We start from the raw sequence: 25,764 nt of genomic DNA on the forward strand, positions 1-25,764 counted from the left end.
ACGCCATGACCCCGGCTCGACGGCCGGCGGCTCCGGTCCACGCCCCGGAGAAGGCGACGACGGCGACCCTGCCCGGCCTATAGTCGGAACCATGGAACAACGAACTCTTGGAAGAACCAACCGCCCCGTCTCCGTCATCGGTCTCGGTACCTGGCAGCTCGGCGCCGACTGGGGCGAGGTGGAGGACAAGGACGCCGTCGCCGTCCTCGATGCAGCCGTCGAAGCCGGCGTGACGTTCTTCGACACAGCCGATGTGTACGGCGACGGACGGAGCGAGACGACGATCGGGCGGTTCCTCGCTGCCAATCCGGACCTGGACATCCTCGTGGGCACCAAGATGGGCCGCCGCGTCGACCAGGTGCCCGAGAACTACACCCTGTCCAACTTCCGGCAGTGGATCGACCGCTCGCGGAAGAACCTCGGCGTCGACGCCCTCGACCTCGTCCAGCTGCACTGCCCGCCGACCGCCGTCTACAGCTCCGACGAGGTCTTCGATGCCCTCGACACCCTCGTCGGCGACGGCGTCATCAGGAACTACGGCGTCAGCGTGGAGCGCACCGACGAGGCGCTCGCCGCGATCGCCCGGGGCAACACCGCCAGCGTACAGATCATCCTCAACGCCTTCCGGCTGAAGCCGCTCGACGAGGTCCTGCCGGCAGCCAAGGCGGCGGGAGTCGGCATCATCGCCCGCGTGCCCCTGGCATCGGGCCTGCTGTCCGGCAAGTACACGAAGGACACCGCGTTCGCTGAGAACGACCACCGGAACTACAACCGGACCGGCGCGGCGTTCGACGTCGGCGAGACCTTCTCCGGCGTGGACTACGAGACCGGACTGCAGGCAGCACGCGATTTCGCGGAACTCGTCCCCGAAGGCGTGAGCACCGCGCAGGCCGCGCTTGCCTGGATCATCGCGCGGGACGGCGTCAGCACGGTGATCCCCGGAGCGCGCAATCCCGAGCAGGCCCGGGCCAATGCCGCGGCCGCCGACTCCGTGGGCCTCGGTGCGGAGATCAGCGCCGCCGTCGCCGACATCTACGACCGCCACTTCCGGGCCACCGTCCATCCGAAGTGGTGACCCGCGGGCCGGAACCCGTCCCTCGGGACGGGTTCCGGTAACCCCGGCCCTCGGCTAGGGTGTGCTGTACCTAAGTCAGACGGAGTTAGAGGACGTCTGTCATTGTTGGCTCATCCACGAAGGATTCGACATGACTGAGAACACCTCGCCCGTCACCGCCGGCGACTCGCACACCATCCGCGACTGGACCGACCTCGCCGAGGAGATGTGGTCCTACCTGACCGGCCGGGGCGCCGCGATCAACTACACCCTGCAGGACATGACCATCGAGGTGCCGCGCGATATCGGCCCGGACGCTCCCCGCGCCACCTGGAAGTTCGACGGCACGCTCCGCATCACCACGAGTGACAATGCCGCCGGCGCCTCCAACCCCTCCGCGAGCTGATTCGTCGCAAGCGACATGGCACCGTCCCTTCGGCTCGACATAGCCATCGACTTCTCGCTGGCGGAACCGGCAGCCGACGGCCGGCCGGAAGCACGTCTGTCCGGCACGGTCACGGCAGCCGGGACCACGGTCGACATCTTCGTCGACGACCCCGGGTCCTTCCGCGGCACCAACCTCCCCAGCCTCGGGCAGGTGCGCGGCTTCGCCGGGCAGCTCGCAGCACGCGGCCTCGCGCTCTCGGTGACCGGGCCCAACGGGCTCCTGATCAGCCTCGGCGCAGTGAAACCCTCCCTCGCGCAGCGGCTGATCACGAGGTCCCCGCACATCCGGCTCGGCTCGCCCGGCACGCTCGCGCCGCTGCTCGGCGTCGGCCGGCGCGCACTCGAGAAGGGCGCGTCGCCGTCGACCCTTCCGCTGTCGCTTCTTCCCCCGTCGACGCCGTTCCCACTGGTGCCGACCGTCAACCGACGGATCAAGCGGACGATCACGACGACGCACTACGTGCGCGGCGGGGGCCGCCCGCGGCTGATCTTCGTTCAGAACTCCGCGACCTGGAACGGCCAGGTGCCGCGTGAATTCGAACTCACCGCCGATCGCACCACGATCGGAAGCGGCGACGACACGATGCTGCACCTTGCCGGCCTCGACGACCTCCACGCCGAGGTCCTCCACACGGAGGACGACGAGTACGTGCTGATTCCCCACGGGATCGTCACGGGAAGCGTGGGCGGCCGGCAGGAATCGGTCCTCCGCACCGGCGCGCGCATCCTGCTCGGCGAGTGGGCGCTGGCCTTCTTCCGCGAGGAGTACGCCGACCACGGGCGGCCCTTCGGCGGGCGCAGCGGCGGGGAGCTCGCCTACCAGCGGCCGCAACGTGATCCGCGGACGGGCAGCACCGAGGTGGACGGGTCCACGGGGGTCGGCGACTTCCGGCGGCGGCCGCACTGAGCACGGTACCGCCATGGGGTCCGCGGACAGGACCGGGATGGATGCGGCATGGCCGATAGCGTCGAACTCCTGCTGGACCCGACGTCGGACCTCTTCGTCCTCGGGGACTGGGCAGCTCTCGAAGCCGAGGGCCTGCCGAACCAGTCGCGCCACCAGTCCTTCAGCAACGCCCCGCACATCACGCTCGCGGCTGCCGCGAGGATCGACGACCGCTACGACGTCGACCTCGCCGCCGCCGCCACGGGGGACGCGCTGGAGCTGGTGACGGCCGGCTTCCTCGTCTTCCCGACGCGGCGGAAGTTCGTGCTCGCCCGGCAGGTCGTGGCCGATGACGCCCTGGCCGACCTGCACCGTCGCATCTGGCTGGCCCTCGACGGCGTCCCGGGCGCCGTGCCCACGACGGTTCCCGGGTCCTGGACGCCGCACATCACGCTCGGTCACGGACTCACCGCGGACCAATTGGCCGTAGCCCTCGGCATCCTGCGGGACCGTCCGTCCGAGCGGCTCGACGCCGGGATCGTCCGGCGCTGGGACGCGAAGGAGAAGCGCCTCGTCCAGCTGGGCGGGGGAGCCTTGTGGCCTCCGGCCTCAGGAGACCTCGGCCCGCAGTGACGCCGGATGGACCAGTACGCCCTGGGGTTCGCGGATCCACCAGAGCCCGGTCGCGCGTTTCTCCGCGCGCGTCGAGAAGCGGTACAGGAAGATGCGGGCCCGGACATAGCGCGGCCGGGCGCCGTCGAACGGGTCCTTCCGCAGCAGCTTCAGGATCAGCGGATCCGCCTGCAGCAGCTTGACCAGGAACGGGGTGAACCAGCCCCGCTCGGAGCCGAGGGCCAGGAACCACATCATCCAGTCGAGCCGCAGGTGGTACGGGGCGAACTGGCGCGGCATGCGGGACGGGTCTCCCGGCTTGCCCTTGAACTCGTACTCGCGCCACTGCGCGCCCGGCCCGACGTCGTCGAGAGTCCCCTCGACGATCACCTCGTAGCGGACCTTCGTGACGCTGCCGAACGCGCCGTAGGCGTTGCCGAGGTGCCAGCGGTTGAAGCTCGCGTTCATCAGCTGCCGCCGTGCGAACAGGTTCAGGAGGGACGGCCAGCTCAGGTAGGCGAGGAACAGCATGGCGAGCACGACGACGACGGTGAACCACAGCGGGGTTTCCTCGTACGTCCCGGCCGCGTCGAAGGCCGGGACCACCGCGGCGTAGAAGGAATCGGGGACGGCGGCGAAGGCCAGAATGATCGTCAGCGTGTTGAGCCAGGCGAAGTTGCCCGACAGCACTAGCCAGCCCTGCGTGACGATCATGATGAGGGCCGCGAATCCGGCGATGGGCTGCGGTGCGAAGAGGAGGAATGGGACCACCAGCTGCGTCACGTGGTTGCCCGCGACCTCCAGGCGGTGCAGCGGCTTGGGCAACAGGTGGAAGAAGCGGCTGGCCGGGTTCGGCATCGGCTGGGTCTCGTGGTGGTAGTACAGCGCGGTCAGGTCGCGCCAGGAGCGGTCGCCGCGCATCTTGATCATGCCCGCTCCGAATTCGAGGCGGAAGACGAGCCAGCGGATCATCAGCAGGACCAGGAACGGCGGGGCGACCTCGTTCGATCCGAGGAACGCGACGATGAAGCCGGTCTCGAGCAGGAGGCTCTCCCACCCGAAACCGTAGAAGGTCTGTCCCACGTTGACGATCGAGGTGTAGAGCCACCAGATGACGAGGAAGGCCGCCAGGGGCAGCCACGGCGGCCCCGCCTGCGGGAGCCCGACCACGAGCAGTGCGGCGATGGCCGCGCCGGACCAGGCGACGGTCAGCAGCAGGCGGTCGGAGTAGCGCCGGTGGAACAGTGAGGGGCCGGCGCGCTTCCCGGCCCGTTCGAGGAACTCCGGCACGGGCATCAGGCCCTTCTCGCCGAGGAGCGCCGGGAACTGCGCCACCGCGGACAGGAATGCCACGAGGTACACGGCCGCGACGCCGCGCTGCACGATCTGCCGGCCCACCTCGTAGTCCTCGGCCGCCAGGACATCGGTCAACCACTCCATCTCTCCAGCGTCCTGTTGCCGCCGAGGCAGCGTCAAGGACACGTCGGTACGCCATGGAGAGGTGCGTCGTGCTAGCGAAGACCCGGGGTGTTCCGCGCGATCGTCGGCGAGGGATGCAGGGCGTCTGAGGTGAAGAACCTCCTCGCGGGCCTGAACGCCCTCGGCGAGCACGGCCCTTCGGGAACGTGTTCTGCCCGGCACCTCCCCACCAAGTTCGAACATCGATAACCGACGTTCTGTCAGTTAGCCCGCTCGCCAGGAATCGTTGGCAGGCGTCAGCCGACGCCATCAGAGAAGAGTACGACAACCTAGTCGCTGGTACACGGAGACACAGAAGAACAGAGCCCATTGCTGATCGTTCCTTCAATAGCGCCACAGGCTGTGGCGCTATTACCCTCCCGACGCCCCGCTGGGGGAGCTGCGAGCTGCGAGCTGGGGGTTGGAGCGGTGACTATGGGCCTCCCTTGGCGATGGCAGGAAGGAACGCCACTCCAACTAGGGTGGTTTTATGCCTCAGCTCGAACCAGATCTCCCGGGAGATTATGCCGCCGCGCTCACGGCCTTGAAGACGCTGGTGCGGGAAGCACAGCACCGCGCGCAGCGCGTCGTGAATACCGCGATGATCGAGCTGTACTGGAACATCGGGCGGTCCATTCTGGACAGGCAGGCGGACGAACCCTGGGGGAGTAGGGTCCTCGAACGCTTGGCGAAGGATCTGAAAGCGGAGTTCCCCCACATGAGGGGCTTCTCCCGAACCAACCTCTACAACATGCGCGCCTTCGCAGCGGCATGGGATGCTTCGGAACCAATTGTCCAGACACCGTCTGGACAATTGAGCTGGAGCCACAACGTCACGCTTCTGACCAAGATTGACGACCACGAAGTGCGGACCTGGTACGCATCGCGCGCCGCCCAGCACGGCTGGTCAGTGGCCGTCCTCGAACACCAAATCTCAACCAATCTTCATGCCCGGGCAGGCGCGGCGCCAAACAATCTTGAAGCACGGCTACCCGGCGTGGGCACAGACTTGGCGCGGGAAGTTGCGAAGGACCCGCTGGTACTCGATTTCCTCGGTCTGACCGAGGAAGCTCAGGAACACGCCATCGAGGAGGCCATGACCCTTCGGATGGCCCAGACACTGGCAGAGTTTGGACCAGGGTTCGCCTTTGTCGGCCGACAACACCATCTCAGCATTGACGGGGACGACTTCTACATTGACCTCCTGCTCTATCACGTCCCTTCCGACCGGTATGTGGTCGTCGAACTCAAGGCCGGGAAGTTCAAACCGGAGAACCTGGGACAACTCAACTTCTACGTAGCAGCAGTCAACGACACCATGCGACTCCCAAGGCAAGCACCAACTGTTGGGATCCTGGTCTGTGGATCGAAGAGTGAACGAGTCGTGCGCTACGCCCTCGAGGGATCCACTCAACCCTTGGCCGTGACGTCCTACACCTACGAAGCGCTTCCCGCAGACGAACAAGCCACACTGCCGTCGCCGGCCGCCATCACCGCTGCACTGGAGCACGAAAACTCAGACGCCACTGATGCACCAACTCCTGCCCCAGCGCAGTAACCTCACGGCGGGGTAAAAACGGTGCTTGGACAGGACATCCTCTAGGCTCAAGAAACCAGCCTTTGGCCCACCGCTGATCGCCGATAATTGACCTTATGTCGGGCGGTAGTTCGGGAAGGGGTTGGACCCCCTTTTATTCGGCACTCTCTAATGCGATCTGATCGAACATCGCGGTGAGCTCATCGGCGGTCGGCAGAGCGCTGCTCCGCGGCCGGCAGGCTCCAGTTCGTGTAGGTGGACATAACCATCGGTGACTCAGAACGACCGAGCATGTGACGCATAGTGTGACGGTATTCCCTGGTGCCCATCAGGGTCTGTGCGCTGGACTGCCGTGGACGGATATCGCAGCGAGCCAGCTCACCCGAACTTCGTGCGCGACCTACCGTGTCGGGCGTTTGATGCCACGAGTGATTGTGGAGACAGTGTCTGCACAATTGGATTTGTCAGTTGGAGTTCGACGGTCATTGCCTGCACCGTCCACCGTGCCTTCCTGGTCGAAGCGTCGACGGGCTGGTCGGGTCGATGCCCTGCACCCGCGCCAGGGCATCAATGCGTGCGTCGGTGAGGTTGTCGGTCCACATGAGAGCGACCGGTCGTCCGGCCCACTGCGTGTCCATCCGAGGCTGATCTGGCCCTAGGTGAGCGGGACCCCTCCGCTGCGCCGTGGTGTGCGCGTCGACGGCCCTATGCTCGGGGTCGAGAATCTCGTGCGATGTGAACAGGGCGGTGTCGGCCTGGAGGAACTGGCTCGTCCCGTCAGTCCGGAGGAATCCCCGCAGCCGTGAGGTCACAGCTTCCGGCATAACCCGGAGGCTGCGCGTCCCAGTGACGGCGCGAGTGACGTCCTTGACCGCCGTGTCGGTGATGGTCTCCGCCGAGCGGGGCAGGATCAGCCCAGGTGGTCCACGAGCTGCGCGGCGATCCCGGTGTAGCTGGCGGGGGAGAGGTCCAGGAGCCGCTGCTCGGCCTCTGCGCTGAGCCCCAGGCTGCCGACGAACTCGCGCATGCGTCCCGCGTCCACGCGGTGGCCGCGGGTCAGTTCCTTCAGGCGCTCGTACGGATCGTCGAGCCCCGGTACCCCGGCGATCGCCTCGGCCCGCATAACCATCTGCACGGCCTCGCCGAGGACCTCCCAGTTGTCGTCGAGGTCCGCCGCGAGGACGTCCTCGGCCACGTCGAGGCGGGCGAGTCCCTTCGCCACGTTCGAGATGGCGAGCAGCGAATGGCCGAGAGCCACGCCGATGTTGCGCTGGCTCGAGGAGTCCGTGAGGTCCCGCTGCCAGCGCGAGGTCACGAGGGTGGACGCCAGGACGTCGAGCAGTGCCGAGGAAATCTCCAGATTGGCTTCCGCGTTCTCGAAGCGGATCGGGTTGACCTTGTGGGGCATGGTGGACGAGCCCGTCGCTCCCGCCACAGGAATCTGGGCGAAGTAGCCGATGGAGATGTAGCTCCAGACGTCGGTGCAGAAGTTGTGCAGGATCCGGTTGAACCGAGCGACGTCCGAGTACAGCTCCGCCTGCCAGTCGTGCGACTCGATCTGCGTCGTGAGGGGGTTCCAGGTGAGCCCGAGACCCTCGACGAAGGACCGGGACACCTCCTGCCAGTCGGCCTGCGGGACCGAGGCGTAGTGCGCGGCATAGGTGCCCGTTGCGCCGTTGATCTTGCCGAGGAACTCCGTCGAGGCGATGCGGTCCAGCTGCCGGTTCAGGCGGTGCGCGACGACCGCCATCTCCTTGCCGAGCGTGGTGGGCGTCGCCGGCTGGCCGTGCGTGCGCGAGAGCATCGGGGTGTCCCTCGAGGTCCTGGCCAGCTCCGCGATCGAGGCGACGAGGTCCCGCGCGGCAGGGAGCCAGATGTCCAGCACGGCACCCTTGATGCCGAGGGCATAGGACAGGTTGTTGATGTCCTCCGAGGTGCAGCCGAAGTGGACCAGGGGCTTCAGTCGGCCGATGCCGATGCCCTCGAGGCGCCGTCCGATGTAGTACTCCACGGCCTTGACGTCGTGGACGGTGACCTTCTCGATCTCGCCGAGTTCGGTGACCGAGTCCGCGTCGAAGGACGTGACGACGGCGCGGAGCCGGGCCTCCTGCTCCTCGGTGAGCGGCTCCGTGCCGGGCAGCACGGCGGAGCGCGTGAGGTGGAGAAGCCATTCGACCTCGACGTGGACGCGGTCGCGGTTGAGGGCCGCTTCCGAGAGGAAGTCGATGAGCGGGGCAACCGCTTCGCGGTACCGGCCGTCGAGCGGGCCGAGGGTCAGGGACGTCGCCTCCCCTCGGGACAGTGCAGCGAATTCAACCCGGGAGAGCGTGGAGTCAGCCATTGCGCCATTCTTTCACGAGGCCGGCCCCGGAGTTCACGCTGCTGTCCACATACCTGCCGCCCTGCCGGACCGGCACCCTGCGTGCTCCTAGCGTGGGGGAACGGCCAGGAGAGGGGCAAGGCGATGGAGCGGCTGGAGGCGGGTCCGGCGGTCGGACAGGGAGCGGCCGCGAGCACGGACGTAGCCGCCCTGACGGCAGCCGTGCGGTGGCACGCCGGCAGGCTCGCCGGCATCCGGCGGCATGCACTGTCCGTCAGCGTGCGGTCCTGGGAATCCCCGGCAGGAGACAATTTCAGGTCCTACCTCGGCGAGCGCTGCCGGGAACTCTCCCGAACGATCGACCTGCTCGAGTCGGCAGCCCGCGACCTCGACGAGTACGGCCGGCTGGTCCTCGAGGCGGAAGCGCTCCGGCGGCAGGCAGGACCGTGACGGACGGGCTCCGCCCGGTGGAGGGCGACGACGGCCCCCTGTCCGTCCGCGGCGGTGTCGGTGGTATCCGTTTCCAGTGGGAGGAACTCGAGGAGGCCGCCCGCGTGCTCTCCCTCCTCGCACTGGAGGCAGGAGAGGTCGCCGTCTCCCTCGGGCGCCTCGATCGCGAGGTGTGCGACCTGCCCTGGCGGGTCCTGCACCTCCAGCCTCTTGGGGACGGCGCGGGGCTGCACTACCAGGGCGCACACTCGCAGCTCGACGGAGCGCGGACGATCGCCGTCGACAATGGGCGCTCCCTGGCCTCGACGGAGGAACGGCTCCGGGCGAGCCTGCAGGCCTACCGGGTGGCGGACGGCGTGGCAGCAGCGGCCGCTGATGCGGCGCGGGCCGGGAGCGCGGCGACGGTCCGCGCAGTTGCCCGCGGAGCGATCAGCGGGGGAGCGCTGGAGGTCGGTCCGATCGCACTGCGCAATCGGGCGGCCGGCACTCCTGTGGCGTTCGACGGGACGGTCGAGGGCGTCGTCGGCCGGTTGGCCGCAGTGGAGGCCGACGATCCGGGGACCTTCGAGGTTCTGCGGGCAGGCACCCCGGACAGCCCGGTCTACGTCGTCGTGCTGCCGGGAACGCAGCCGGGACCCGAGGGGGCGGCGGGCAGCAATCCGTTCGACATGGGCGGCATCGCGGAGGCGCTCGCAGAAGACAGCCGCTTCACCGAGGCGGCTGTCCTGGACGCCCTCGGGCGGGCCGGCGCCCACGCCGGTGATTCCCTGATCGTCGCGGGGTACAGCCAGGGTGGACTCCACGCCGTCAACCTCGCCGGCGCGATGGGCGGGCGGTACGACGTGCAACTCGTCCTGACGGTCGGTTCTCCGACCGGCTGGCACGAATCCGGCACCGGTGAGTACCTCCATCTGGAACACAGTGCGGATGCCGTCCCGGAACTCGATTCGACCCTCAACAGCGATGACCGCCACCGCACCACCGTCACCCTGCACAATCCGGTGCCGGCCCTCGGGCGCAGGACGGACGGGTCGCCGGAGCCGTGGGGCCTGGGCCCGGCGCACAAGCTGGAGAACTACGCGGAGGGCGCCCGCCTCGTCGATGCGAGCGAAGCGCCGTCGCTTGCACCCGCGACGGCCCTCCTGGCCGCGGCCGGCGCCGGTGGAACCGCTCGCCGCTATTCCTTCACGGCGTTCCGGCGTCCCCGCCCGGGAGGGGCACCGGGGCCGCGCGTGCACGCGGGCCGCAGGGAAGCCGGTCTAGGCTATGGCCATGACGTCGATCGATGACCTGCCGGTAACGCCCTCCGATGAGCCGGGTGCTGGCAGCAGCCCAGCCGAAATCCGTCCCCGCGGTGTCCTCGGCAAGCTCCCCCGCTACGCGGCCGGCAAGCCTCCCGTCGTCGTCGAGGGGCTGGAGAGCTTCAAGCTCTCGTCGAACGAGAACCCCCTGCCGCCGCTGCCCGCCGTCCTCGAATCGATCGCGTCCGAGACGTCGATCAACCGGTACCCGGACCCGCTCACCACAGCCCTGCGGACTGAGCTGGCGGGCTACCTGGGTGTCCCGGCCACCGACATCGTGACCGGTGCGGGCAGCCTGGGCGCCCTCAACCAGATCCTCGCCACCTTCGCAGGGCAGAACGATTTCGACGCACCCGACGAGGTGGTCTACGCCTGGCGGTCGTTCGAGGCCTATCCCATCAGCGTCGGGCTCGCCGGTGCGGCCGGCGTCCAGGTGCCGGTCCGGGCGGACGGCACGCATGACCTCGAGGCCATGGCCGCGGCGATCACCGACCGGACGCGTGTGGTCCTGCTCTGCACGCCCAACAACCCCACGGGCCCCATCCTCACCCGCCGGGAGGTCGTCGACTTCCTGGCGGAGGTGCCCCCGCACGTCGTGGTCGTGATCGACGAGGCGTACCAGGAGTTCGTCCGCCGCCCGGACGCCGTCAACGGCATCGCCCTCTACCGGGAGCACCCGAATGTGATCGTGCTCCGCACCTTCTCCAAGGCCCACGGCCTCGCGGGGCTGCGGGTCGGGTACTCCGTCTCCCAGCAGGCGCTCACCGAGCACCTGAGGGTCAGCGCCGTCCCGTTCGCCGTGTCGCAGATCGCCGAACACGCCGCCGTCACCTCGCTGCGCCACATCGGGGAGGTCGAGGCCCGCGTGCAGTCGATCGTCGACGAGCGCATCCGTGTGGTGGAGGGGCTGCGCAGTCTCGGATGGACCGTGCCCGAAGCCGAGGGGAACTTCGTCTGGCTTGCGCTGGGCGAGCACAGCGAGGACTTCGCCGCGAAGGCAGGGGAACGGGCCCTGTCGGTACGGCCCTTCGGATCGGAGGGCGTGCGGGTCTCCATCGGCGAGGAGGCCGCGAATACGCGCTTCCTGGAACTGTGCAGAGGCTACACGCACCGGCCAGTCAGCGAAGGACGCGGTCTTAAATAGGCCCACGGGCCCGCGCTGACTAGTCTTGATCAGTACGTCGCCGGGACATATGTTCTTCGGTGTATGGCTTACAGCATACATTCCTCGAAAGGAATGTGCTGCGTCGGGTGAGGAGCAGGGATGAACAGCAGCCGATTGCCGGCAGCGGAATTCGAGGTCGAGGAAGTCGGGCGTGCCGTGCACTCCCCCGACCTCGGCGCCCGGCAGGAGCCGGACGCCGGGATGCTGCAGATCCTCTCGGCCGATGGGACCATGGCCGGCGGGCTGACGGCGGAGATCGCCGGCAGGACCATCGACTTCTCCCCGTACCTCTCGGCCTCCGACGCAGCGCACCTGCGCTCGCTCTACCGGGACATGTTCCTGATCCGTCGCTTCGATCAGGAGTCCACGGCCCTGCAGCGCCAGGGCCAGCTCGCCCTCTGGGTGCCGCTCACCGGGCAGGAGGCCGCGCAGATCGGGTCCGGTCGTGCCCTCGAGCCGCAGGATTACGCCTTCCCCACCTACCGGGAGCACGGCGTTGCCCTGACGCGCGGTGTCGAACTCCCGGATATCCTCCGCCTGTTCAGGGGCGTGACCAACGGCGGCTGGGATCCGCGCGAGCGGAACTTCCACCTCTACACGCTGGTGCTCGCGGCGCAGTCCCTGCACGCCGTCGGCTATGCGATGGGCATGCAGCGGGACCAGCTCGCCGACCCGTCCCTGCCGCCGGCGGCTTCCATCGCCTACTTCGGCGACGGGGCGAGCTCCGAGGGTGACATCCACGAGTCGATGGTGTTCGCGGCGTCCTTCAACGCCCCCGTCGTGTTCTTCTGCCAGAACAACCAGTGGGCCATCTCCGTCCCGTCCAGCGTCCAGACCCGGGTGCCCCTCGCCCAGCGGGCGGAGGGCTACGGGTTCCCGGGCATCCGCGTCGACGGCAACGACGTGGTCGCCGTCGAGGCCGCCACGCGCTGGGCCCTCGAGCATGCCCGGTCCGGACAGGGCCCGGTCCTGATCGAGGCCTACACGTACCGCATGAGCGCCCACACGACCGCGGACGACCCGACCAAGTACAGGCTGTCACGCGACGAGCAGGAGTGGCAGCCGCGGGACCCCCTGGCACGGCTCGAGTCCTACCTCCGGTCGGCCGGGATGGCGGATGATGCATTCTTCGAGGAGCTCGGCGCGGAGGCCCGTGCCATGGCGACGGAGCTGCGCCAGGCCGTGCTGTCGATGACGTCGCCGGAACTCGCGGACCGTTTCGCCAGCGTGTACGCAGAACCGCATCCGCTCGTCCAGGAGGAGCTGCGGTTCTTCCAGGAATACGAGGCCGGGTTCGCCGATGAAGGGAAGCACGCCTGATGGCGACGATGACGATCGCGAAGGCGATCAACGAGGGACTGCGGGCGTCGCTCGCATCGGATCCGAAGACCCTGCTGATGGGCGAGGACATCGGGGAGCTCGGGGGCGTGTACCGCGTGACGGACGGCCTGAAGAAGGACTTCGGGGCGCTGCGGGTGGTCGACTCGCCGCTGGCCGAGTCCGGCATCATCGGCACGGCCATCGGCCTGGCCCTGCGCGGGTACCGCCCCATCTGCGAGATCCAGTTCGACGGCTTCGTCTTCCCGGGCTTCAACCAGATCACCACCCAGCTCGCCAAGCTGCGGACCCGCAGCGACGGCATGCTCAGCGCTCCCGTCGTCATCCGCATCCCGTACGGCGGCGGCATCGGCAGCGTCGAGCACCACTCGGAGTCCCCCGAGGCGCTCTTCGCGCACACGGCCGGACTGCGGATCATCACGCCGTCGAACCCCCAGGACGCCTACTGGATGATCCAGCAGGCCGTCACTTGCGAGGACCCCGTCATTGTCTTCGAGCCCAAGCGACGCTACTGGCTCAAGGGTGAGGTGGACACGTCCGCCCCCGCGGGGGACCCGTTCTCCGCCCATGTCCTGCGCCGGGGGACGGACGCGACCGTCGTCGCCTACGGGCCGCTCGTCCCCGTGGCCCTCGCGGCCGCCGCAGCTGCTGATGAGGACGGCCGGAGCATCGAGGTCATCGACCTCCGTTCCATCTCGCCGATCGACTTCGACACGGTCACGGAGTCGGTCACGCGCACCGGTCGGCTGATCGTCGCGCACGAGGCACCCACCTTCGGCGGCATCGGCGGCGAGATCGCCGCGCGGATCTCCGAGCGTGCCTTCCTGTCCCTCGAATCGCCTGTCATCCGCGTGGGCGGCTTCCACATGCCCTACCCCGTGGCCCGTGTGGAGGAACAGTACCTGCCGGACATCGACCGCATCCTCGAGGCACTCGACCGTGCCTTCGCTTACTGAAGGACCATCATGACGCTCAATACGTTCAACCTGCCCGACGTCGGTGAGGGCCTCACCGAGGCGGAGATCGTGCAGTGGAAGGTGGCTCCCGGAGCTACGGTGTCCGTGAACGACGTCATCTGCGAGATCGAGACCGCCAAGTCCCTCGTCGAGCTCTCCTCCCCCTACGCGGGGACCGTCGCCGAATTGCTCGTGGCCGAGGGGGAGACCATCGAGGTCGGCACGCCCATCATCTCCGTCGAGGACTCCGGGGACGCCACTCCCGACGCTGGAAGCGGGCAGGACGGCGTCGCGCGCGGGTCCCAGGACGGTGCGGAAGCACCCGGAAACGGGGTGCAGGGCGGCGTGGACCACCTGCCGCCGGCACAAGCCCACGTGCCGGACGGCGAGCTGCCGGTGCCCGGCATGCCCGGCGAGCTCGGAGGGCTGGAGGCGGGTCACCCGGCCGGCCCGGGAGACGACGCATCCGAACCGCCGGCAGCCGCACCCGAGACGGCCCCGGGTCCTCTCGTGGGCACCGGACCGAAGGCCGACGCGGTGAAGCGCCGGCCGCGGAAGGCGCCGGCAGCCGGTGCCGGCCCGGAGCTGCCGAGCCCTGCGGCGAATCCCCCGGCGAATCCTCCGGCAGCCACGTCCGCCGGACAGCCCGCGGAAGCGGACACGCCCGCGAGGAGCAATCCCCTCAACCAGCTGATCAACCGCGTCCTGGCGAAGCCCCCGGTCCGCAAGGCGGCGCGCGACCTCGGCATCAACCTCGCCGACGTCCCCGCCACGGGATCCGCGGGGGAGGTCACGAAGCAGGACCTCATGAGCTACCAGTCGCAGCGCGACGCGGAGCAGGACGGCGCCGATTCCTTCTGGGCGGACCGCAAGCTCCTCGGCGGCGGGCGGATCGAGCGCATCCCGGTGAAGGGCGTCCGCAAGGCCACGGCGAAGGCCATGGTCCAGAGCGCCTTCACGGCGCCCCACGTCAGCATCTTCGTGGACGTCGACGCCTCCCGGACCATGGAGTTCGTGAAGCGGCTCAAGGCATCCCGCGACTTCGAGGGCATTAGAGTCTCGCCCCTGCTCATCCTCTCCAAGGCCGTCATCTGGGCCGCGGCACGCAACCCGTCGGTCAACGCCACCTGGGCCGAGGACGAAATCCATGTGAAGCACTTCATGAACCTCGGCATCGCCGCCGCCACCCCGCGCGGCCTCATGGTCCCGAACATCAAGGACGCGCAGGACCTGTCCCTGAAGGAACTGGCGCTGGCGCTGAACGACCTCGCGACGACGGCGAGGGCGGGCAAGACGCAGCCGGCCCAGATGCAGGGCGGCACGCTGACCATCACCAACATCGGAGCACTCGGCATCGACACCGGAACGCCGATCATCAACCCGGGCGAGGTGGCGATCGTTGCGTTCGGCACGATCAAGCAGAAGCCGTGGGTGCTCGACGGCGAGGTCATCCCCCGCTGGATCACGACCCTGGGCGGCTCGTTCGACCACCGTGTGGTGGACGGCGACCTCAGTGCCCGTTTCATGGCCGACGTCGCCTCCATCCTCGAGGAGCCCGCACTGCTGCTCGACTAGGGTGGGCGCATGAACCAGCAGTTGCCCGGCGAGGGGACAGGCAAAGGGACAGGCGGAGGGCCGGGCCGCCGGCCCCGCGCGCGCTATCCCCTCAGCAGGCTCCTGCTCGTCCTGGTGATCGGCGTCGTCGCCTCCAGCATCCTGCAGCTGGTCCTCCCGGGGCTGGACGCGGTGGCGCGGCTGTCCATCCTCGTGATCGTCGCGGCCCTCATCTCCATCGGGGTGACACTGCGCCAGCAGAAGCGGCCGCCCCGCTGAGGCCGCGGCGGCAGGACGGCCCGGCGGCGTCGCGCACGCCGGGCCTCCGCTTCCCGCGAATCAGGCCAGGTTCTCCTCGATCGCTGCCCGCAGGATCGGTGCGAGGCGCCGGACGCCCTCGACGATGTCCTCGGGCGCCACGGCACTGAAGGCGAGGCGCAGCTTGTTGGACGGCTCGTCCGACGGGGTGAAGGCGGCTCCGGGGATGAAGACCACGCCGGCGTCGATCGCCTTGTATAGCAGGGGATAGGTGTCGATGCCCTCGGGAAGGGTGACCCAGACGAAGAATCCGCCGTCGGGCGTGGTCCAGTGGACCCCCTCCGGCAGTTCCTCGGCCAGGGCGCCGAGCATGGCGTCGCACCGCTCGCGGTACAGGCTGCGCATGGTGTGCAGGTGCCCGCGCCAGTCGTACTCGGTGAGGTAGGCGGTCACCAGCATCTGCGTGAGGGGGGACGGGCAGAGCACCACGGCCTCGCAGGCCAGGTAGAACCGGCGGTAGAGGTGCTTGGGCACCAGGGCCCAGCCGAGCCTCACGCCGGGCGCGAAGATCTTCGAGAAGGAGCCGAGGTAGATGACGTCGTGGGGGTTGTCCGCACGCATGGGCCTCAGCGGCTCGCCGTCGAAGCGCAGCATGCCGTAGGGGTTGTCCTCGAGGACGAGGATGTTGTGCGCGCGGCAGATGTCGACCACGCGCTGCCGGCGGTCCGCGGCCATGGTGATGCCGCTCGGGTTGTTGAAGCTGGGGATCGTGTAGAGCACCTTGATCGCCCGTCCCTGCGCCTCGAGCGCCGTGATGGTGCGCTCGAGCTCGTCGGGGATCAGGCCGTCGTCGTCCATGGGGACCGCGACGACGTCCACCTCGTACGCCTCGAAGGTGTTAAGCGCCCCCACATAGGTCGGGTCCTCGCAGAGGATGACGTCCCCCGGATTGCAGAAGACCTTGGCAGCGACGTCCTGGGCGGATTGCGACCCCGTGGTGATCACGATGTCGTCGGGGTCGGCCCCCTCGATGCCCTCTGCCGCCATGACCTCGCAGACGAGTTCACGGAGCTGCTCCATGCCCTGCCCGCCGCCGTACTGCAGCGCCTCGAGGCCGTGCTCCGCAATGATCGTCTGGGCCGTGCGGCCGAGATCCTCGAGCGGCAGGGACTTCAGGTACGGGCTGCCGCCTGCCAGGGAGACGAGCCCGGGGCGGATCGAGATGTCGAAGACGTCGCGGACGGCGGACTGCTTGATGTTCGCCGCCCGTACCGAGAAGAGCTGCTCGTGGCGGTTGTGCGAATCGACTGCCCGTTCGAGAGCTGCTTCGGTCTCGGCGGGCAGGAGGTCTGCGGAGGCTTCACTGGAGGACATCCCGCGATTCTAGGCGCGGGTTCACCAACAGGCAACAGCTGTTGACTACGCGCGACAGGTCCGCCTCTCCGGGAAGCCCCCGCTCAGACCCAGCCCGCCTCGCGGGCCTTCAGGGCGGCCTGGAACCGGCTCTCCGCGCGGAGCGTCTCCAGCATCCAGGCGATGTGTCGGCGGCAGGTCCGCACGTTGATATCCAGGCGCCGGGCGATCGACTCGTCGGACAGGCCGTTGGCCAGGCCCTGGATGATCGAGCGCTGCAGGCTGCTCAGGGGCGACCCGACCTGGTCGGGAGCGAGGAAGGATTCGCTGAGCTCCCAGGCGATGTCGAACAGCTGCGTGAAGATGTTGATCAGGCTGTGGTCCCGAATGACCAGGGCTGCCTTGTCGTCCCGCGTCAGCTGGCGTGCCACCAGGGCCAGCTTGTCGTCGAAGATGAGCATGCGCAGGGGGATGAAGGGCAGGACGCCGAATTCGCCGCCCCCGGCCGCGATCGCCTCCACGGCCTTGCGGGTCGGCACGTGGTCCCGCGTGCTCGTGTCGTAGAGGGTGCGCCGTCGTACGCCGTTCTCCAGCAGTTCCAGGTCCTTGCGGACGCTCTCCTCGTGGACGTCCGCCGTCGAGCCCTGTCCCGGCTGGGCTATGTAGACCTTCTCCGTGACGTCCCGCCCGTAGTCGATGAGGACCCGGTGGATGAGGTGGGGGTCCTCGAGCGTCTCCACGGAGGTGCTGGCGAGCACGTTCTTCCGCGCTTCGAGGAACGTGGGCAGGAGGCTGGAGAGTTCACGCCGCTGGCCGCTGATGCGTGACTTCAGTTCCTGCATGGCACGCTCGTCCGCGTCGACGAGGTCGGCGAGTGCGACGTCGGGGGACACCGCGACCAGTCCCGCCGCGCTGCCGGCCTGCGGGCTGAGCAGGCGGCGGTCGGAGAGGGCGGCGATGGCCTGGTCGATGCGGCGCAGGGTCAGGCCCAGCGCATCCGAGGCTTCGGAGCGGGTCCAGCCGGGGTGTCCGACGGCGTACCGGTAGACCTCGAGCGACGTCGCGTCCAGCATGGGCAGTCCTTGTCCGGGCCGCTGTGATGCCAGCGGCATCATTGCGCAGGAAAAAACATGACATGTCCAGTTAATGACAGATCAGAGTGACAGGCAATTCCGGCAGGTCGCAAATCCTCATAATCCCCGCCGTTCGGCAGATTTCCGGGGCGGAAAGCGGTTCACCGCCGGCCCGGACAGCGGAGCCGAGTCCTCTTGACGCCATGTCCACAAACGGCCATCCGTACTGCTGGACACTACCTGCACGAGCCGGACATTCTGGTGAAGCCGGTTCACAGGGAGGCACGAGAGGGGTCTCCCGCAGGATCCGGGCACTGCGGTGCAGGAGCAGCTCGACCGCCCGGAAAGCGGGCAGGAAAGGATCGCGATGAAAAAGGTACTCGGCGCAACTGCGGGCCTGATGATCCTGGTCGGGGCTGTTGCGCCGGCGGGCCAGTCGATCAGCGCAACAAGCTGGGATTGGCCCAAGGGTGAGGTCGCAGCGAGTAGCTGGGACTGGCCCAAGTAACAGGAGGCCCCGGACTAGAGCCCGGAGGCCCCACCCAGAGCCCGCCCCAGCGGGGGTAATCACAGACCCTGAAGGAGAGAGCCATGAGCCAGTTGACCGCCGTTCGAACCGCCTCACGAATGGTCGTCAGCACTCAATGGTGGCATCTCTCCCTCTCGACGGGTGGCTTCGATGTAGCGGACGGCATCATCGAAGAGCTGGTTACCCCGCTGGTGGCGCAGGCCCAGGCACTCGGCGCCAAGCGCTGGTATTTCACCCGGATGGACGACGCGCCCACCGGCCAGGTTCGGCTCAGCATCCACGCACACCCCCGTGTCCTCGAACGGCTACAGGCCTTCCAGCGGGCACTCCAGGCAAGCAGCGGAGGGAAATTCCCCCTGCTGGCGGTCCGCCAGCAGTTCACGGCCCCGGTGAGCAACACCTATTACTCCGGCGGCCAGGAGATGGCTGATCCGCAGCTCGAGGCGGACCTCGTCAAGTACGGCGGCGTGGAGGGCCTGCACCTCGCCGAGGAAGTCTTCGAACTCAGTTCGGAACTCGCGCTGTGGGCCACCGCGCGCTTTCCCCGTATGCAGAGCCGCTCCGCCCTCGGTGCGCTTCTCCTGTTCGACGCCGCGGACAGCATGATGCGCGGACCGCACTCGGCCACGTGGCCCGACCGCCACCGGCTCTCCTGGGATGCCTACTGGGACGGCCACCTCCGGACCTGCACCGCCGACGTCGGCCCCCGCGCCTCGGGCGTCCGCGAGGCGATGACCCTGCGGGTCGCCACCAAGTCGACAGGCTTCCACGCCCTGATGGCCGCGACGGCCGCGGAGTCCACCGTGCACAACTGGCGGCGCCGGTGGGTCCGGTCCCTCGACACCTACCTGTACCGCGCGGACAAGGTCCACGTCAGCCGCAGTGCTCAGCATCTCACCGTGTACCAGGCGCACATGGCACTCAACCGGCTCGGTTTCGTCGCCCGGGAGGAAGCTGCCCTGGGGCTCTACGCACGGACCTGGCAACCGCAGACCGAGCTCGCCAGACCACGTACCGCTCCATCGGCCCGTCGAAACCTCTCGAGCGAAAGGACTGCACCATGAACTCCAGGAACACCATCGTGCTGGCACTTGACGATGCCGACCTCTCGGACGCCCTCGGGTGTTCCTCGGAGGCCGTCGAATCCATGCAGAACGACGGCGTCCTCGAGTCCCAGGGCCAGCTCTGGGAGATCGGCCCGGCCAGGGACTACCTGCGCGACGCCGCCTGGGCCGACAGCCTCTGGCACTGACCGGACCGCAACAGCAGGCAGGAAGAAGCACAGGAGACGGACGGGCACCAGAAACGACAGGACGCCGGCGCGGGATGCGCCGGCGTCCTGTCGTGTGGTCCTGCTGCGGGAGTCCTGCCGCGTCAGCCCTGTCGGGGAACGTGGATCAGGCCGCGACGGGTGCGGTTGCCCCGGCGAGGGCGGAGAGCACCTCGGTCACCTGGCCGGCGACCTCCGAGTCGTCCTTCGGGTGCAGTTCGGCGAAGCGCGTGATGGAACCGCCGATGGACAGCTTGGCGTCCTCGACGACCGAGGCACCGGCGACCGCCAGGGCGCGGCGGGCCTCGTCGTGGGCCCAGACTCCGCCGTACTGGCCGAAGGCCGAACCGATGACGGCCGCGGGCTTGCTCGAGATGGCACCGGCTCCGTACGGGCGGGACAGCCAGTCGATGGCGTTCTTCAGGACGGCGGGCATGGTGCCGTTGTACTCGGGGGAGACGAGCAGGAGGGCGTCGGCGCCGGCAGCGGCGGCGCGGAGATCGTCGGCCGCCTTCGGGCGGTCGGCGTCGTTGTCGATGTCCTCGTTGTAGAACGGGACCTCGCTGAGGGCGTCGAAGGTGACGACGTCGACGGCGTCGGGAGCGTGCTCCGCCGCCGCTTCGGCGAGCTGGCGGTTGATGGAGCCCTCGCGCAGGCTGCCGACGAGGGTCAGGATCGTGGTGGACATCTGTACTCCCAGGGGTATGTGACCTCGCGGTCAGGCTGAAGGGGAACGCAGCTGAGGCGTCTGTACCGTACAAGCGGACCGCGGTCCGCTTTATTCCGTGGCTATAGTTGCGGCATGCAGGGCGGGGAGATGATCCGGATTCCGGGAGACGACGGGGAGCGCATGGATGCGGCGCGCAACCGCCGTCTCCTCCTCGACGCCGCGGCCGAGATCGTCGCCACCTGCGGCCCGGACAAGCTGACCACCGACGCGGTGGCGCGTCGTGCGGGTGTCGGCAAGGGGACCGTGTACCGGCGGTTCGGCAATCGGGCGGGCCTGCTGCACGCCCTCGCCGACGAGGCCGGCCGCTCCTTCCAGACTGCGTTCATGGCCGGTCCGCCTCCTCTGGGTCCCGGTGCGCCGCCGCTCGATCGCCTCATCGCCTTCGGTGAGGCGAGCATCGGGAGGATGCGCCTGGACGGGCAGATCCTCCGGGCGGCCGAGCAGCGGGGCGGTCCGGACCTCGAGCACCCGACGCAGCGGCTCACCCGGCTGCACCTGTCCATGCTGCTGCGGGAGGCCGGTGTGCAGGATCCGGAGCTTGCCGCGTACCAGCTGGCTGCCTTCCTCAATGCCGGACTCCTGCTGCACCTGCAGGAGAACCGCGGCATGACCAACGCCCGCCTCACTGCCTCGTGGAGCGTCCTCGTCACCGCGCTCGCAACGGCCGCCCGGCGGTAGGGGCCAGGCGCCCTTGTACACTCGGGGCGGCCCGGGAGAACCTCCGGCGGTGGAGCGAGGTGGACGACGATGACGGCGCATGACAGGCCCATCAGGACCGTACTGGTGGGATTCGGGCACGGCGGCCGCGTCTTCCACGCTCCGCTCATCGAGCACGATCCGCGCTTCGACCTCGCCGTCGTCGTGACTCCCAGTCCGGACCGACGGCAGGCCGCCCGGGCGGCCTATCCGCACGCGGTCGTCGTCGGAACCCTGCACGAAGCGCTACAGGCGGTGCCGGACCTGGACCTGGCCGTTCTCAGCACGCCCAACCCGACCCACGCACCGCTGGCCGGAGAGGCGATCGGCAGGGGGCTGCACGTCGTGGCCGACAAGCCCTTCGTGGTGCGGTCCGACGACGGCGAGCGCCTGATCTCCGCGGCGCGTGCGGCGGACCGCCTCCTCGTGCCGTTCCACAACCGGCGGTGGGACGGGGACTTCCTGGCCGTGCGGTCGATGGTGGAGCCGGGCTCCCTGGGCAGGATCCGGATCTTCGAATCCGCCCTGGAATCCTGGAAGCCGTCCATCACGAAGCAGTGGAAGCGGGAGGCGGGGGCCGGGGACGGCGGGGGAGTCCTCTACGACCTCGGCCCGCACCTGATCGACCAGGCCCTCACCCTGTTCGGCCCCGCCGTCCCGGTGTTCGCCGACCTCCGGATGGACCGCGAGGGCGCCCGGGCCGACGACGCCTTCTTCCTCGTGCTCCAGCATCGCGACGGGATCACGAGCCACCTCCATGCGGGGACCCTCGTCCCCCTGGCCCGCCCCCGCTTCCGGGTAACGGGCGAGGCCGCAGCACTGACCGTCACCGGCACCGATCCGCAGGAAGAACTCCTCGCGGCAGGGGTGCTGCCGGGCGATATCCCGGGCAGGGCCGCGGATGATGCGGACCTCGCGCGCGGGCTCCTGGTGCGGAACGGGCACGCCGAGCCGTTCGCCGTCGGGCCGGGCACCTACACCGGGTTCTACGCCGGTGTTGCCGCGGCCATCCGGGGATCCGGCCCGGCGCCGGTGTCGACGGAGGATGCGCTCGCGGTCGTGCGCATCATCGAACAGGTCCACACGGCCTTCCCCGCGCGCAGGACGCGGTGAGGCGGCGCTAGACCAGCGCCCGCCAGTCCTCGACCAGGTCGAGGCCGTGCGCCTCCGATACGGAGTGGTGCGCGACCGTGCCCGACGCGACGTTCAGTCCACGGGCGAGCGCCGGGTCGGCCTCGAAGGCGCCGCGGACACCCTTGTCCGCGAGCGCGACGGCGTAGCGGAGGGTCACGTTGGTCAGGGCGTAGGTCGAGGTGTTGGGAACGGCCCCCGGCATGTTGCCCACACAGTAGAACAGTGACCCGTGCACGGTGAAGGTGGGGTCCTCATGCGTGGTGACGCGGGAGTCCTCGAAGCATCCGCCCTGGTCCACCGCGATGTCCACGAGCACGCTGCCGGGCTTCATGCGGGCCACGAGCGCGTTGGTCACGAGCTTCGGCGCCCGTGCTCCCGGGATGAGGACGGAACCGATGACGAGGTCGGCCTCGAGCACGGACTTCTCGATCTCGAGGGAGTTCGATGCGACGGTCTTGATGCGGCCCGAGTACAGGGCATCGAGCTCGCGGAGCCGCGCGATGTTGATGTCGAGGATCGTGACCTCCGCGCCCGTGCCGACGGCCATCGCGGTCGCGTTGGTGCCGGCGACGCCGGCTCCGAGCACGACCACCTTGGCGGGGCGGACACCTGCGACGCCGCCGAGCAGCAGTCCGGGACCACCGGCGGGGGCGGTCATCACCTGGGCGCCCACCTGCACGGAGAGCCGGCCGGCCACCTCGGACATCGGGGCGAGCAGCGGCAGCGTCCGTCCGTCCTGGACGGTCTCGTAGGCGATGGCCGTCACCCCGGCATCGAGCAGCGCCCGGGTCAGCGCGGGCTCCGCTGCCAGGTGGAGGTAGGTGAAGAGGATGAGCCCCTTCCGGAACCGGTGGTACTCGGCGGCGACGGGCTCCTTGACCTTCAGGACCATGTGCGCGCGCGCCCAGACGTCATCGGCGGCGTCGACGATCTCCGCGCCCGCGGCCTCGTACTCCGCGTCGGTGATGGTGGAGCCGACGCCTGCTCCCCGCTCGACCAGCACGGTGTGCCCGTGCGCGGTGAACTCGTGGACGCCGGATGCGGTGATGGCGACGCGGAACTCGTTGTTCTTCACTTCTTTGGGGACGCCGATGATCATTGGGTTCTCCACGGGATCGGGATGGGCGGGGTAGGTCCAGAATAGGGACAGGACCTCAAGCCCGCGGCGGTTCCCCGACGAACGAGCGGCACCCTTGCGCAGGCCCTGCCTGGTTCCACGGAAGCTTGTGCCCGTCATTCCGCGACCCTCGTACCCTGTGAGCTGGACCACTAGCACCCGTTCCCTCCCGCCGCTATCGACAGATGTCGAGTTCGGGAGCGGCAGATGTCGTCCGGATCGTGCCGCCCGTCTACTGTGGGGCTGTGCAGAACCAGGCCATCGAGGACGTCGTCGAATCGATCGCGCAGAAGCTCGGGCGCGGACTCTCCCTCGAGGACCCCGACGGCGCGCTCCTCGCCTACAGCAGCCACCAGACCTCGGCCGACCGCGTGAGGGTCAATTTCCTGCTGAGCAAGAAGGTCCCCGCGGACGTGAGCGAATGGCAGCTCCGCCACGGGATCGCGCGGGCCGTCCGCGCCGTAGCCGTACCGGCGAACGAGGAGCTCGGGATGCTGGGGCGCGTGTGCGTCCCACTGCTGGTGCGCGGTTTCCGGGTGGGCTACCTGTGGGTACAGCAGCAATCCGACGACGATCCGGCGTCCGGCATCCTGGCGGCCCTGCCGGCGGTCCGGCCGACTATCGACCGCCTCGCCGAACTGCTCCTCGAGACGGACACCGCGTCCTCCGAGCGGCGGACGCAGCGTGAGGCCACGTTCCTGGCGGCCTGCCGCGGTGTCGCTGCTGCCGTCGAGGAACTGCGGGGCTGGCGTGAACTCGGCGGCGGGCCCTGGCGCGTGGCGGTGGTGCACGAGCTGACCGGTGCGGGGCCGGATAGGCCGACGACGGCGGCGCCAGGAGGAACGACCAGGGGGTCCGCGCCCGGCTCCCGGGTGGAAAGGGCGACCCCCGGGCGGACGGAGCCGGCGGGGGGCGAGGGCTACGATCCGCACGAGGCCGCCCTCCTTCAGCGGACCCTCGCGCTCCAGGCGACCGTCGGCGTCGCACCCGTCCTGTTCAGCGCCGGAGCCTCCACCTTCGCCGTCCTGCTGTGCAGCCCGGACATCGGGCGGAGGGCCCTGCAGGAGGTCCTCGACAGGTACCGCGACGAGGTGTCCAAGCGGGCGGGGCGTCCCGCCGGGCGCGTGGTGCTCGGGCTCGGCGAACCCGCAGCTGATCTCCGGGGCCTTGCCGATACCTTCTCCCAGGCGCAGCACACCGTGCAGGCGGCTGCGGTGGACCCGCAGCTCGGCGACGTGTCCTCCTATGCGGAGATCGGCGTCTACCAGTTCCTCGGCTCCGTGGGCTGGCAGGCGCCCGCGCAGGGCAGCGTGCACTTCGGGGAGTTGAGCGACGCCGACCGCGTGGGCGAGCTCCTGCCGGTCCTCGAACTGCTGTACGACAAGAACGGCTCGGTGCAGGATGTCGCGGTGCAGCTCCACCTGCACCGCAGCTCCGTGTACAACCGGCTGGCGCGGATCCGGTCGCTCATCGGCGCCGATCCGCTCGGCGGCATGGTGCGGCTGGAACTGCACCTCGCGCTGAAGGCCCGGCGCTGGCGGTCCCGCCCGCGCTTCGAGCAGTCCTAGGACGCGGCCGGATCCTCCGGCTCCCGGGCAGCGGGTGGGGCGGACGGATCGGTGCGCCGCAACTGGCTGCGGAGCCACTCCTCGACGTCCGACCTCCGCAGACGCCGGTGCGAGCCGCGGTATTCGACGGGGAGGGTGCCTGCATCCGTGAGCTTGCGCAGGTAGCTGTGCGAGATCCCGGCGAGTTCGGCCGCCTGGGATGTCGTCAGCAGCTCGGCCACCGAGGTCACCTGGATGGCGTCTCCGTCGGACAACCGGGCGAGGAGGTCGACGACGGCGGCCTGCGCCTCGGGGGGAAGCCGGTGGGCGGTGCCGTCCACGAAGACCGTCACGTCGGCACTGTCGGTGAGGGCACGCCGCAGGGGGCCCGCCTGCTCGGGTGGGAGTGCTGCTGCGGATCTCGGGGCCCTGGCCGTCATAGGGACATTGTGCCAGCCGGCGGGCGCGGCATCCCCAGGGGCAGCACGGGGCCTTCGCTTCCGAGAAACGGGCGGCTATATTCTTGGATACAAGTACCCTTACTACTTGCTTCCAGCGTCGGTTGCAAGACTGAAACGGTGAGTGTCATGACAACAATCGATTCCGGGCGGAGCCTGCGCACGAGCGGCTCCTCCTTCCTCCAGATGGATACGGGTGAGGCACCATCCTGCCCCCGGTGCGGAACCGACGAGTACCTGATCTTCGAGGAATTCGTCCCCGCACGGCAGGCGGACCACTCCAGCGACCTGATCGCGGCAAGCGCGAGCTACACCTGTTCCGAGTGCGGCACCTTCAATGCCCATACGGTTCCGGCATCATGGCGCCCGCCCCAGTGGTTCTGGTACAGCTGAGCCCCTGGCCGATCGGTAGCAGGAATTCACTCCAGGTCCACCGGCGCAAGCCCGCGGATGGGATACCCGCGTCCCCGCGTGCTCTCCTATGCTTGAGCAACTACCGCGGCGACCGTCCTCGCGAGGAA

Annotated in this window: 26 protein-coding genes; 19 read left to right on the forward strand and 7 right to left on the reverse strand. The window is 69.0% G+C overall.

Annotation, left to right across the window (positions count from 1 at the left end; genetic code table 11):
* Positions 1 to 91: 91 nt before the first annotated feature.
* The 4 genes from P5G52_RS04285 (at position 92) to P5G52_RS04300 (ending at position 3,020) form a co-directional block, all read left to right on the forward strand.
* A complete protein-coding gene (locus tag P5G52_RS04285) occupies positions 92 to 1,075 on the forward strand; it encodes an aldo/keto reductase (RefSeq protein WP_301224993.1) in 984 nt (327 codons plus the stop codon).
* A 130-nt stretch (positions 1,076 to 1,205) separates the two neighbouring features.
* The gene (locus P5G52_RS04290; RefSeq protein WP_301224995.1) at positions 1,206 to 1,460 is read left to right on the forward strand and encodes a hypothetical protein; all 255 of its coding nucleotides are present in this window, start codon (positions 1,206 to 1,208) and stop codon (positions 1,458 to 1,460) included.
* A gap of 15 nt (positions 1,461 to 1,475) precedes the next feature.
* Entirely contained in the window at positions 1,476 to 2,408 is a 933-nt protein-coding gene (locus tag P5G52_RS04295) for an FHA domain-containing protein (RefSeq protein WP_301224997.1), read from the forward strand.
* A 48-nt stretch (positions 2,409 to 2,456) separates the two neighbouring features.
* Positions 2,457 to 3,020: a 2'-5' RNA ligase family protein gene (locus P5G52_RS04300; RefSeq protein WP_301224999.1), complete on the forward strand. Its 564-nt coding sequence runs from the start codon at positions 2,457 to 2,459 to the stop codon at positions 3,018 to 3,020.
* Here the strand turns inward: P5G52_RS04300 and P5G52_RS04305 are convergent.
* Positions 2,997 to 4,439, reverse strand: a complete 1,443-nt coding sequence (locus P5G52_RS04305; RefSeq protein ID WP_301225001.1) for a lipase maturation factor family protein — start codon at positions 4,437 to 4,439, stop codon at positions 2,997 to 2,999. The genes P5G52_RS04300 and P5G52_RS04305 overlap by 24 nt on opposite strands.
* A 508-nt stretch (positions 4,440 to 4,947) precedes the next feature.
* Between P5G52_RS04305 and P5G52_RS04310 the strand changes: the two genes are divergently transcribed.
* The gene (locus P5G52_RS04310; RefSeq protein WP_301225002.1) at positions 4,948 to 6,015 is read left to right on the forward strand and encodes a PDDEXK nuclease domain-containing protein; all 1,068 of its coding nucleotides are present in this window, start codon (positions 4,948 to 4,950) and stop codon (positions 6,013 to 6,015) included.
* Positions 6,016 to 6,904: 889 nt separating this feature from the next.
* Here P5G52_RS04310 and purB read toward each other — a convergent pair.
* Positions 6,905 to 8,335, reverse strand: coding sequence for an adenylosuccinate lyase (gene purB / locus P5G52_RS04315; protein ID WP_301225004.1), 1,431 nt, complete (start codon positions 8,333 to 8,335; stop codon positions 6,905 to 6,907).
* Positions 8,336 to 8,458: 123 nt separating this feature from the next.
* Here purB and P5G52_RS04320 point away from each other — a divergent pair, with 123 nt between their 5' ends.
* From P5G52_RS04320 to P5G52_RS04350, 7 genes are all read left to right on the forward strand, one after another.
* Positions 8,459 to 8,764, forward strand: coding sequence for a hypothetical protein (locus P5G52_RS04320; protein ID WP_301225006.1), 306 nt, complete (start codon positions 8,459 to 8,461; stop codon positions 8,762 to 8,764).
* Positions 8,761 to 10,053: a hypothetical protein gene (locus P5G52_RS04325; RefSeq protein ID WP_301225008.1), complete on the forward strand. Its 1,293-nt coding sequence runs from the start codon at positions 8,761 to 8,763 to the stop codon at positions 10,051 to 10,053. The genes P5G52_RS04320 and P5G52_RS04325 overlap by 4 nt, the downstream gene beginning before the upstream one ends.
* Complete coding sequence (locus P5G52_RS04330) at positions 10,037 to 11,209, forward strand: histidinol-phosphate transaminase (RefSeq protein ID WP_435868640.1); 1,173 nt, start codon at positions 10,037 to 10,039, stop codon at positions 11,207 to 11,209. Before P5G52_RS04325 ends, P5G52_RS04330 begins: the two co-directional genes overlap by 17 nt.
* Before the next feature lie 120 nt (positions 11,210 to 11,329).
* Positions 11,330 to 12,550, forward strand: coding sequence for a pyruvate dehydrogenase (acetyl-transferring) E1 component subunit alpha (gene pdhA / locus P5G52_RS04335; protein WP_301225011.1), 1,221 nt, complete (start codon positions 11,330 to 11,332; stop codon positions 12,548 to 12,550).
* Positions 12,550 to 13,524 carry an alpha-ketoacid dehydrogenase subunit beta gene (locus P5G52_RS04340; RefSeq protein WP_301225013.1) on the forward strand — a complete coding sequence of 325 codons (975 nt, stop codon included), beginning with the start codon at positions 12,550 to 12,552 and terminating at the stop codon, positions 13,522 to 13,524. The genes pdhA and P5G52_RS04340 overlap by 1 nt, the downstream gene beginning before the upstream one ends.
* Before the next feature lie 9 nt (positions 13,525 to 13,533).
* Positions 13,534 to 15,099: a dihydrolipoamide acetyltransferase family protein gene (locus P5G52_RS04345; protein WP_301225015.1), complete on the forward strand. Its 1,566-nt coding sequence runs from the start codon at positions 13,534 to 13,536 to the stop codon at positions 15,097 to 15,099.
* Between the two features lie 9 nt (positions 15,100 to 15,108).
* The gene (locus P5G52_RS04350; RefSeq protein WP_301225017.1) at positions 15,109 to 15,357 is read left to right on the forward strand and encodes a hypothetical protein; all 249 of its coding nucleotides are present in this window, start codon (positions 15,109 to 15,111) and stop codon (positions 15,355 to 15,357) included.
* A gap of 60 nt (positions 15,358 to 15,417) precedes the next feature.
* On the opposite strand, the gene P5G52_RS04355 is transcribed toward P5G52_RS04350, so the two are convergent.
* Both P5G52_RS04355 and P5G52_RS04360 read right to left on the reverse strand, forming a co-directional pair.
* A complete protein-coding gene (locus P5G52_RS04355; protein WP_301225019.1) occupies positions 15,418 to 16,710 on the reverse strand; it encodes an aminotransferase-like domain-containing protein in 1,293 nt (430 codons plus the stop codon).
* A gap of 83 nt (positions 16,711 to 16,793) precedes the next feature.
* Positions 16,794 to 17,762 carry a helix-turn-helix transcriptional regulator gene (locus P5G52_RS04360; RefSeq protein WP_301225021.1) on the reverse strand — a complete coding sequence of 323 codons (969 nt, stop codon included), beginning with the start codon at positions 17,760 to 17,762 and terminating at the stop codon, positions 16,794 to 16,796.
* A gap of 367 nt (positions 17,763 to 18,129) precedes the next feature.
* On the opposite strand from P5G52_RS04360, the gene P5G52_RS04365 reads away from it, so the two are divergent.
* The 3 genes from P5G52_RS04365 to P5G52_RS04375 all read left to right on the forward strand — a co-directional run bounded on the left by P5G52_RS04365 (position 18,130) and on the right by P5G52_RS04375 (position 19,543).
* Complete coding sequence (locus P5G52_RS04365) at positions 18,130 to 18,270, forward strand: hypothetical protein (protein WP_301225023.1); 141 nt, start codon at positions 18,130 to 18,132, stop codon at positions 18,268 to 18,270.
* A gap of 83 nt (positions 18,271 to 18,353) precedes the next feature.
* The gene (locus P5G52_RS04370; RefSeq protein WP_301225025.1) at positions 18,354 to 19,355 is read left to right on the forward strand and encodes a lantibiotic dehydratase C-terminal domain-containing protein; all 1,002 of its coding nucleotides are present in this window, start codon (positions 18,354 to 18,356) and stop codon (positions 19,353 to 19,355) included.
* Complete coding sequence (locus P5G52_RS04375; RefSeq protein ID WP_301225027.1) at positions 19,352 to 19,543, forward strand: hypothetical protein; 192 nt, start codon at positions 19,352 to 19,354, stop codon at positions 19,541 to 19,543. The genes P5G52_RS04370 and P5G52_RS04375 overlap by 4 nt, the downstream gene beginning before the upstream one ends.
* A 145-nt stretch (positions 19,544 to 19,688) precedes the next feature.
* Here P5G52_RS04375 and P5G52_RS04380 read toward each other — a convergent pair whose 3' ends face one another.
* Positions 19,689 to 20,249: an NAD(P)H-dependent oxidoreductase gene (locus P5G52_RS04380; protein WP_301225028.1), complete on the reverse strand. Its 561-nt coding sequence runs from the start codon at positions 20,247 to 20,249 to the stop codon at positions 19,689 to 19,691.
* Between the two features lie 114 nt (positions 20,250 to 20,363).
* Here P5G52_RS04380 and P5G52_RS04385 point away from each other — a divergent pair, with 114 nt between their 5' ends.
* Positions 20,364 to 20,969, forward strand: coding sequence for a TetR/AcrR family transcriptional regulator (locus tag P5G52_RS04385; protein WP_301225029.1), 606 nt, complete (start codon positions 20,364 to 20,366; stop codon positions 20,967 to 20,969).
* Between the two features lie 69 nt (positions 20,970 to 21,038).
* A complete protein-coding gene (locus P5G52_RS04390; protein WP_301225031.1) occupies positions 21,039 to 22,100 on the forward strand; it encodes a Gfo/Idh/MocA family protein in 1,062 nt (353 codons plus the stop codon).
* A 7-nt stretch (positions 22,101 to 22,107) separates the two neighbouring features.
* On the opposite strand, the gene ald is transcribed toward P5G52_RS04390, so the two are convergent.
* Positions 22,108 to 23,220 (reverse strand): alanine dehydrogenase, encoded by a 1,113-nt coding sequence (gene ald / locus P5G52_RS04395; protein WP_301228644.1) that lies wholly within the window; start codon positions 23,218 to 23,220, stop codon positions 22,108 to 22,110.
* A 263-nt stretch (positions 23,221 to 23,483) separates the two neighbouring features.
* Here ald and P5G52_RS04400 point away from each other — a divergent pair, with 263 nt between their 5' ends.
* The gene (locus P5G52_RS04400; protein ID WP_301225033.1) at positions 23,484 to 24,806 is read left to right on the forward strand and encodes a PucR family transcriptional regulator; all 1,323 of its coding nucleotides are present in this window, start codon (positions 23,484 to 23,486) and stop codon (positions 24,804 to 24,806) included.
* Here the strand turns inward: P5G52_RS04400 and P5G52_RS04405 are convergent.
* Positions 24,803 to 25,225, reverse strand: coding sequence for a helix-turn-helix domain-containing protein (locus P5G52_RS04405; RefSeq protein WP_301225035.1), 423 nt, complete (start codon positions 25,223 to 25,225; stop codon positions 24,803 to 24,805). The genes P5G52_RS04400 and P5G52_RS04405 overlap by 4 nt on opposite strands.
* A gap of 147 nt (positions 25,226 to 25,372) precedes the next feature.
* Between P5G52_RS04405 and P5G52_RS04410 the strand changes: the two genes are divergently transcribed.
* Positions 25,373 to 25,636: a hypothetical protein gene (locus P5G52_RS04410; RefSeq protein WP_301225037.1), complete on the forward strand. Its 264-nt coding sequence runs from the start codon at positions 25,373 to 25,375 to the stop codon at positions 25,634 to 25,636.
* Positions 25,637 to 25,764 lie beyond the last annotated feature (128 nt).

Source organism: Arthrobacter burdickii (genome assembly GCF_030433645.1).
Lineage (GTDB): Bacteria > Actinomycetota > Actinomycetes > Actinomycetales > Micrococcaceae > Arthrobacter_D > Arthrobacter_D burdickii.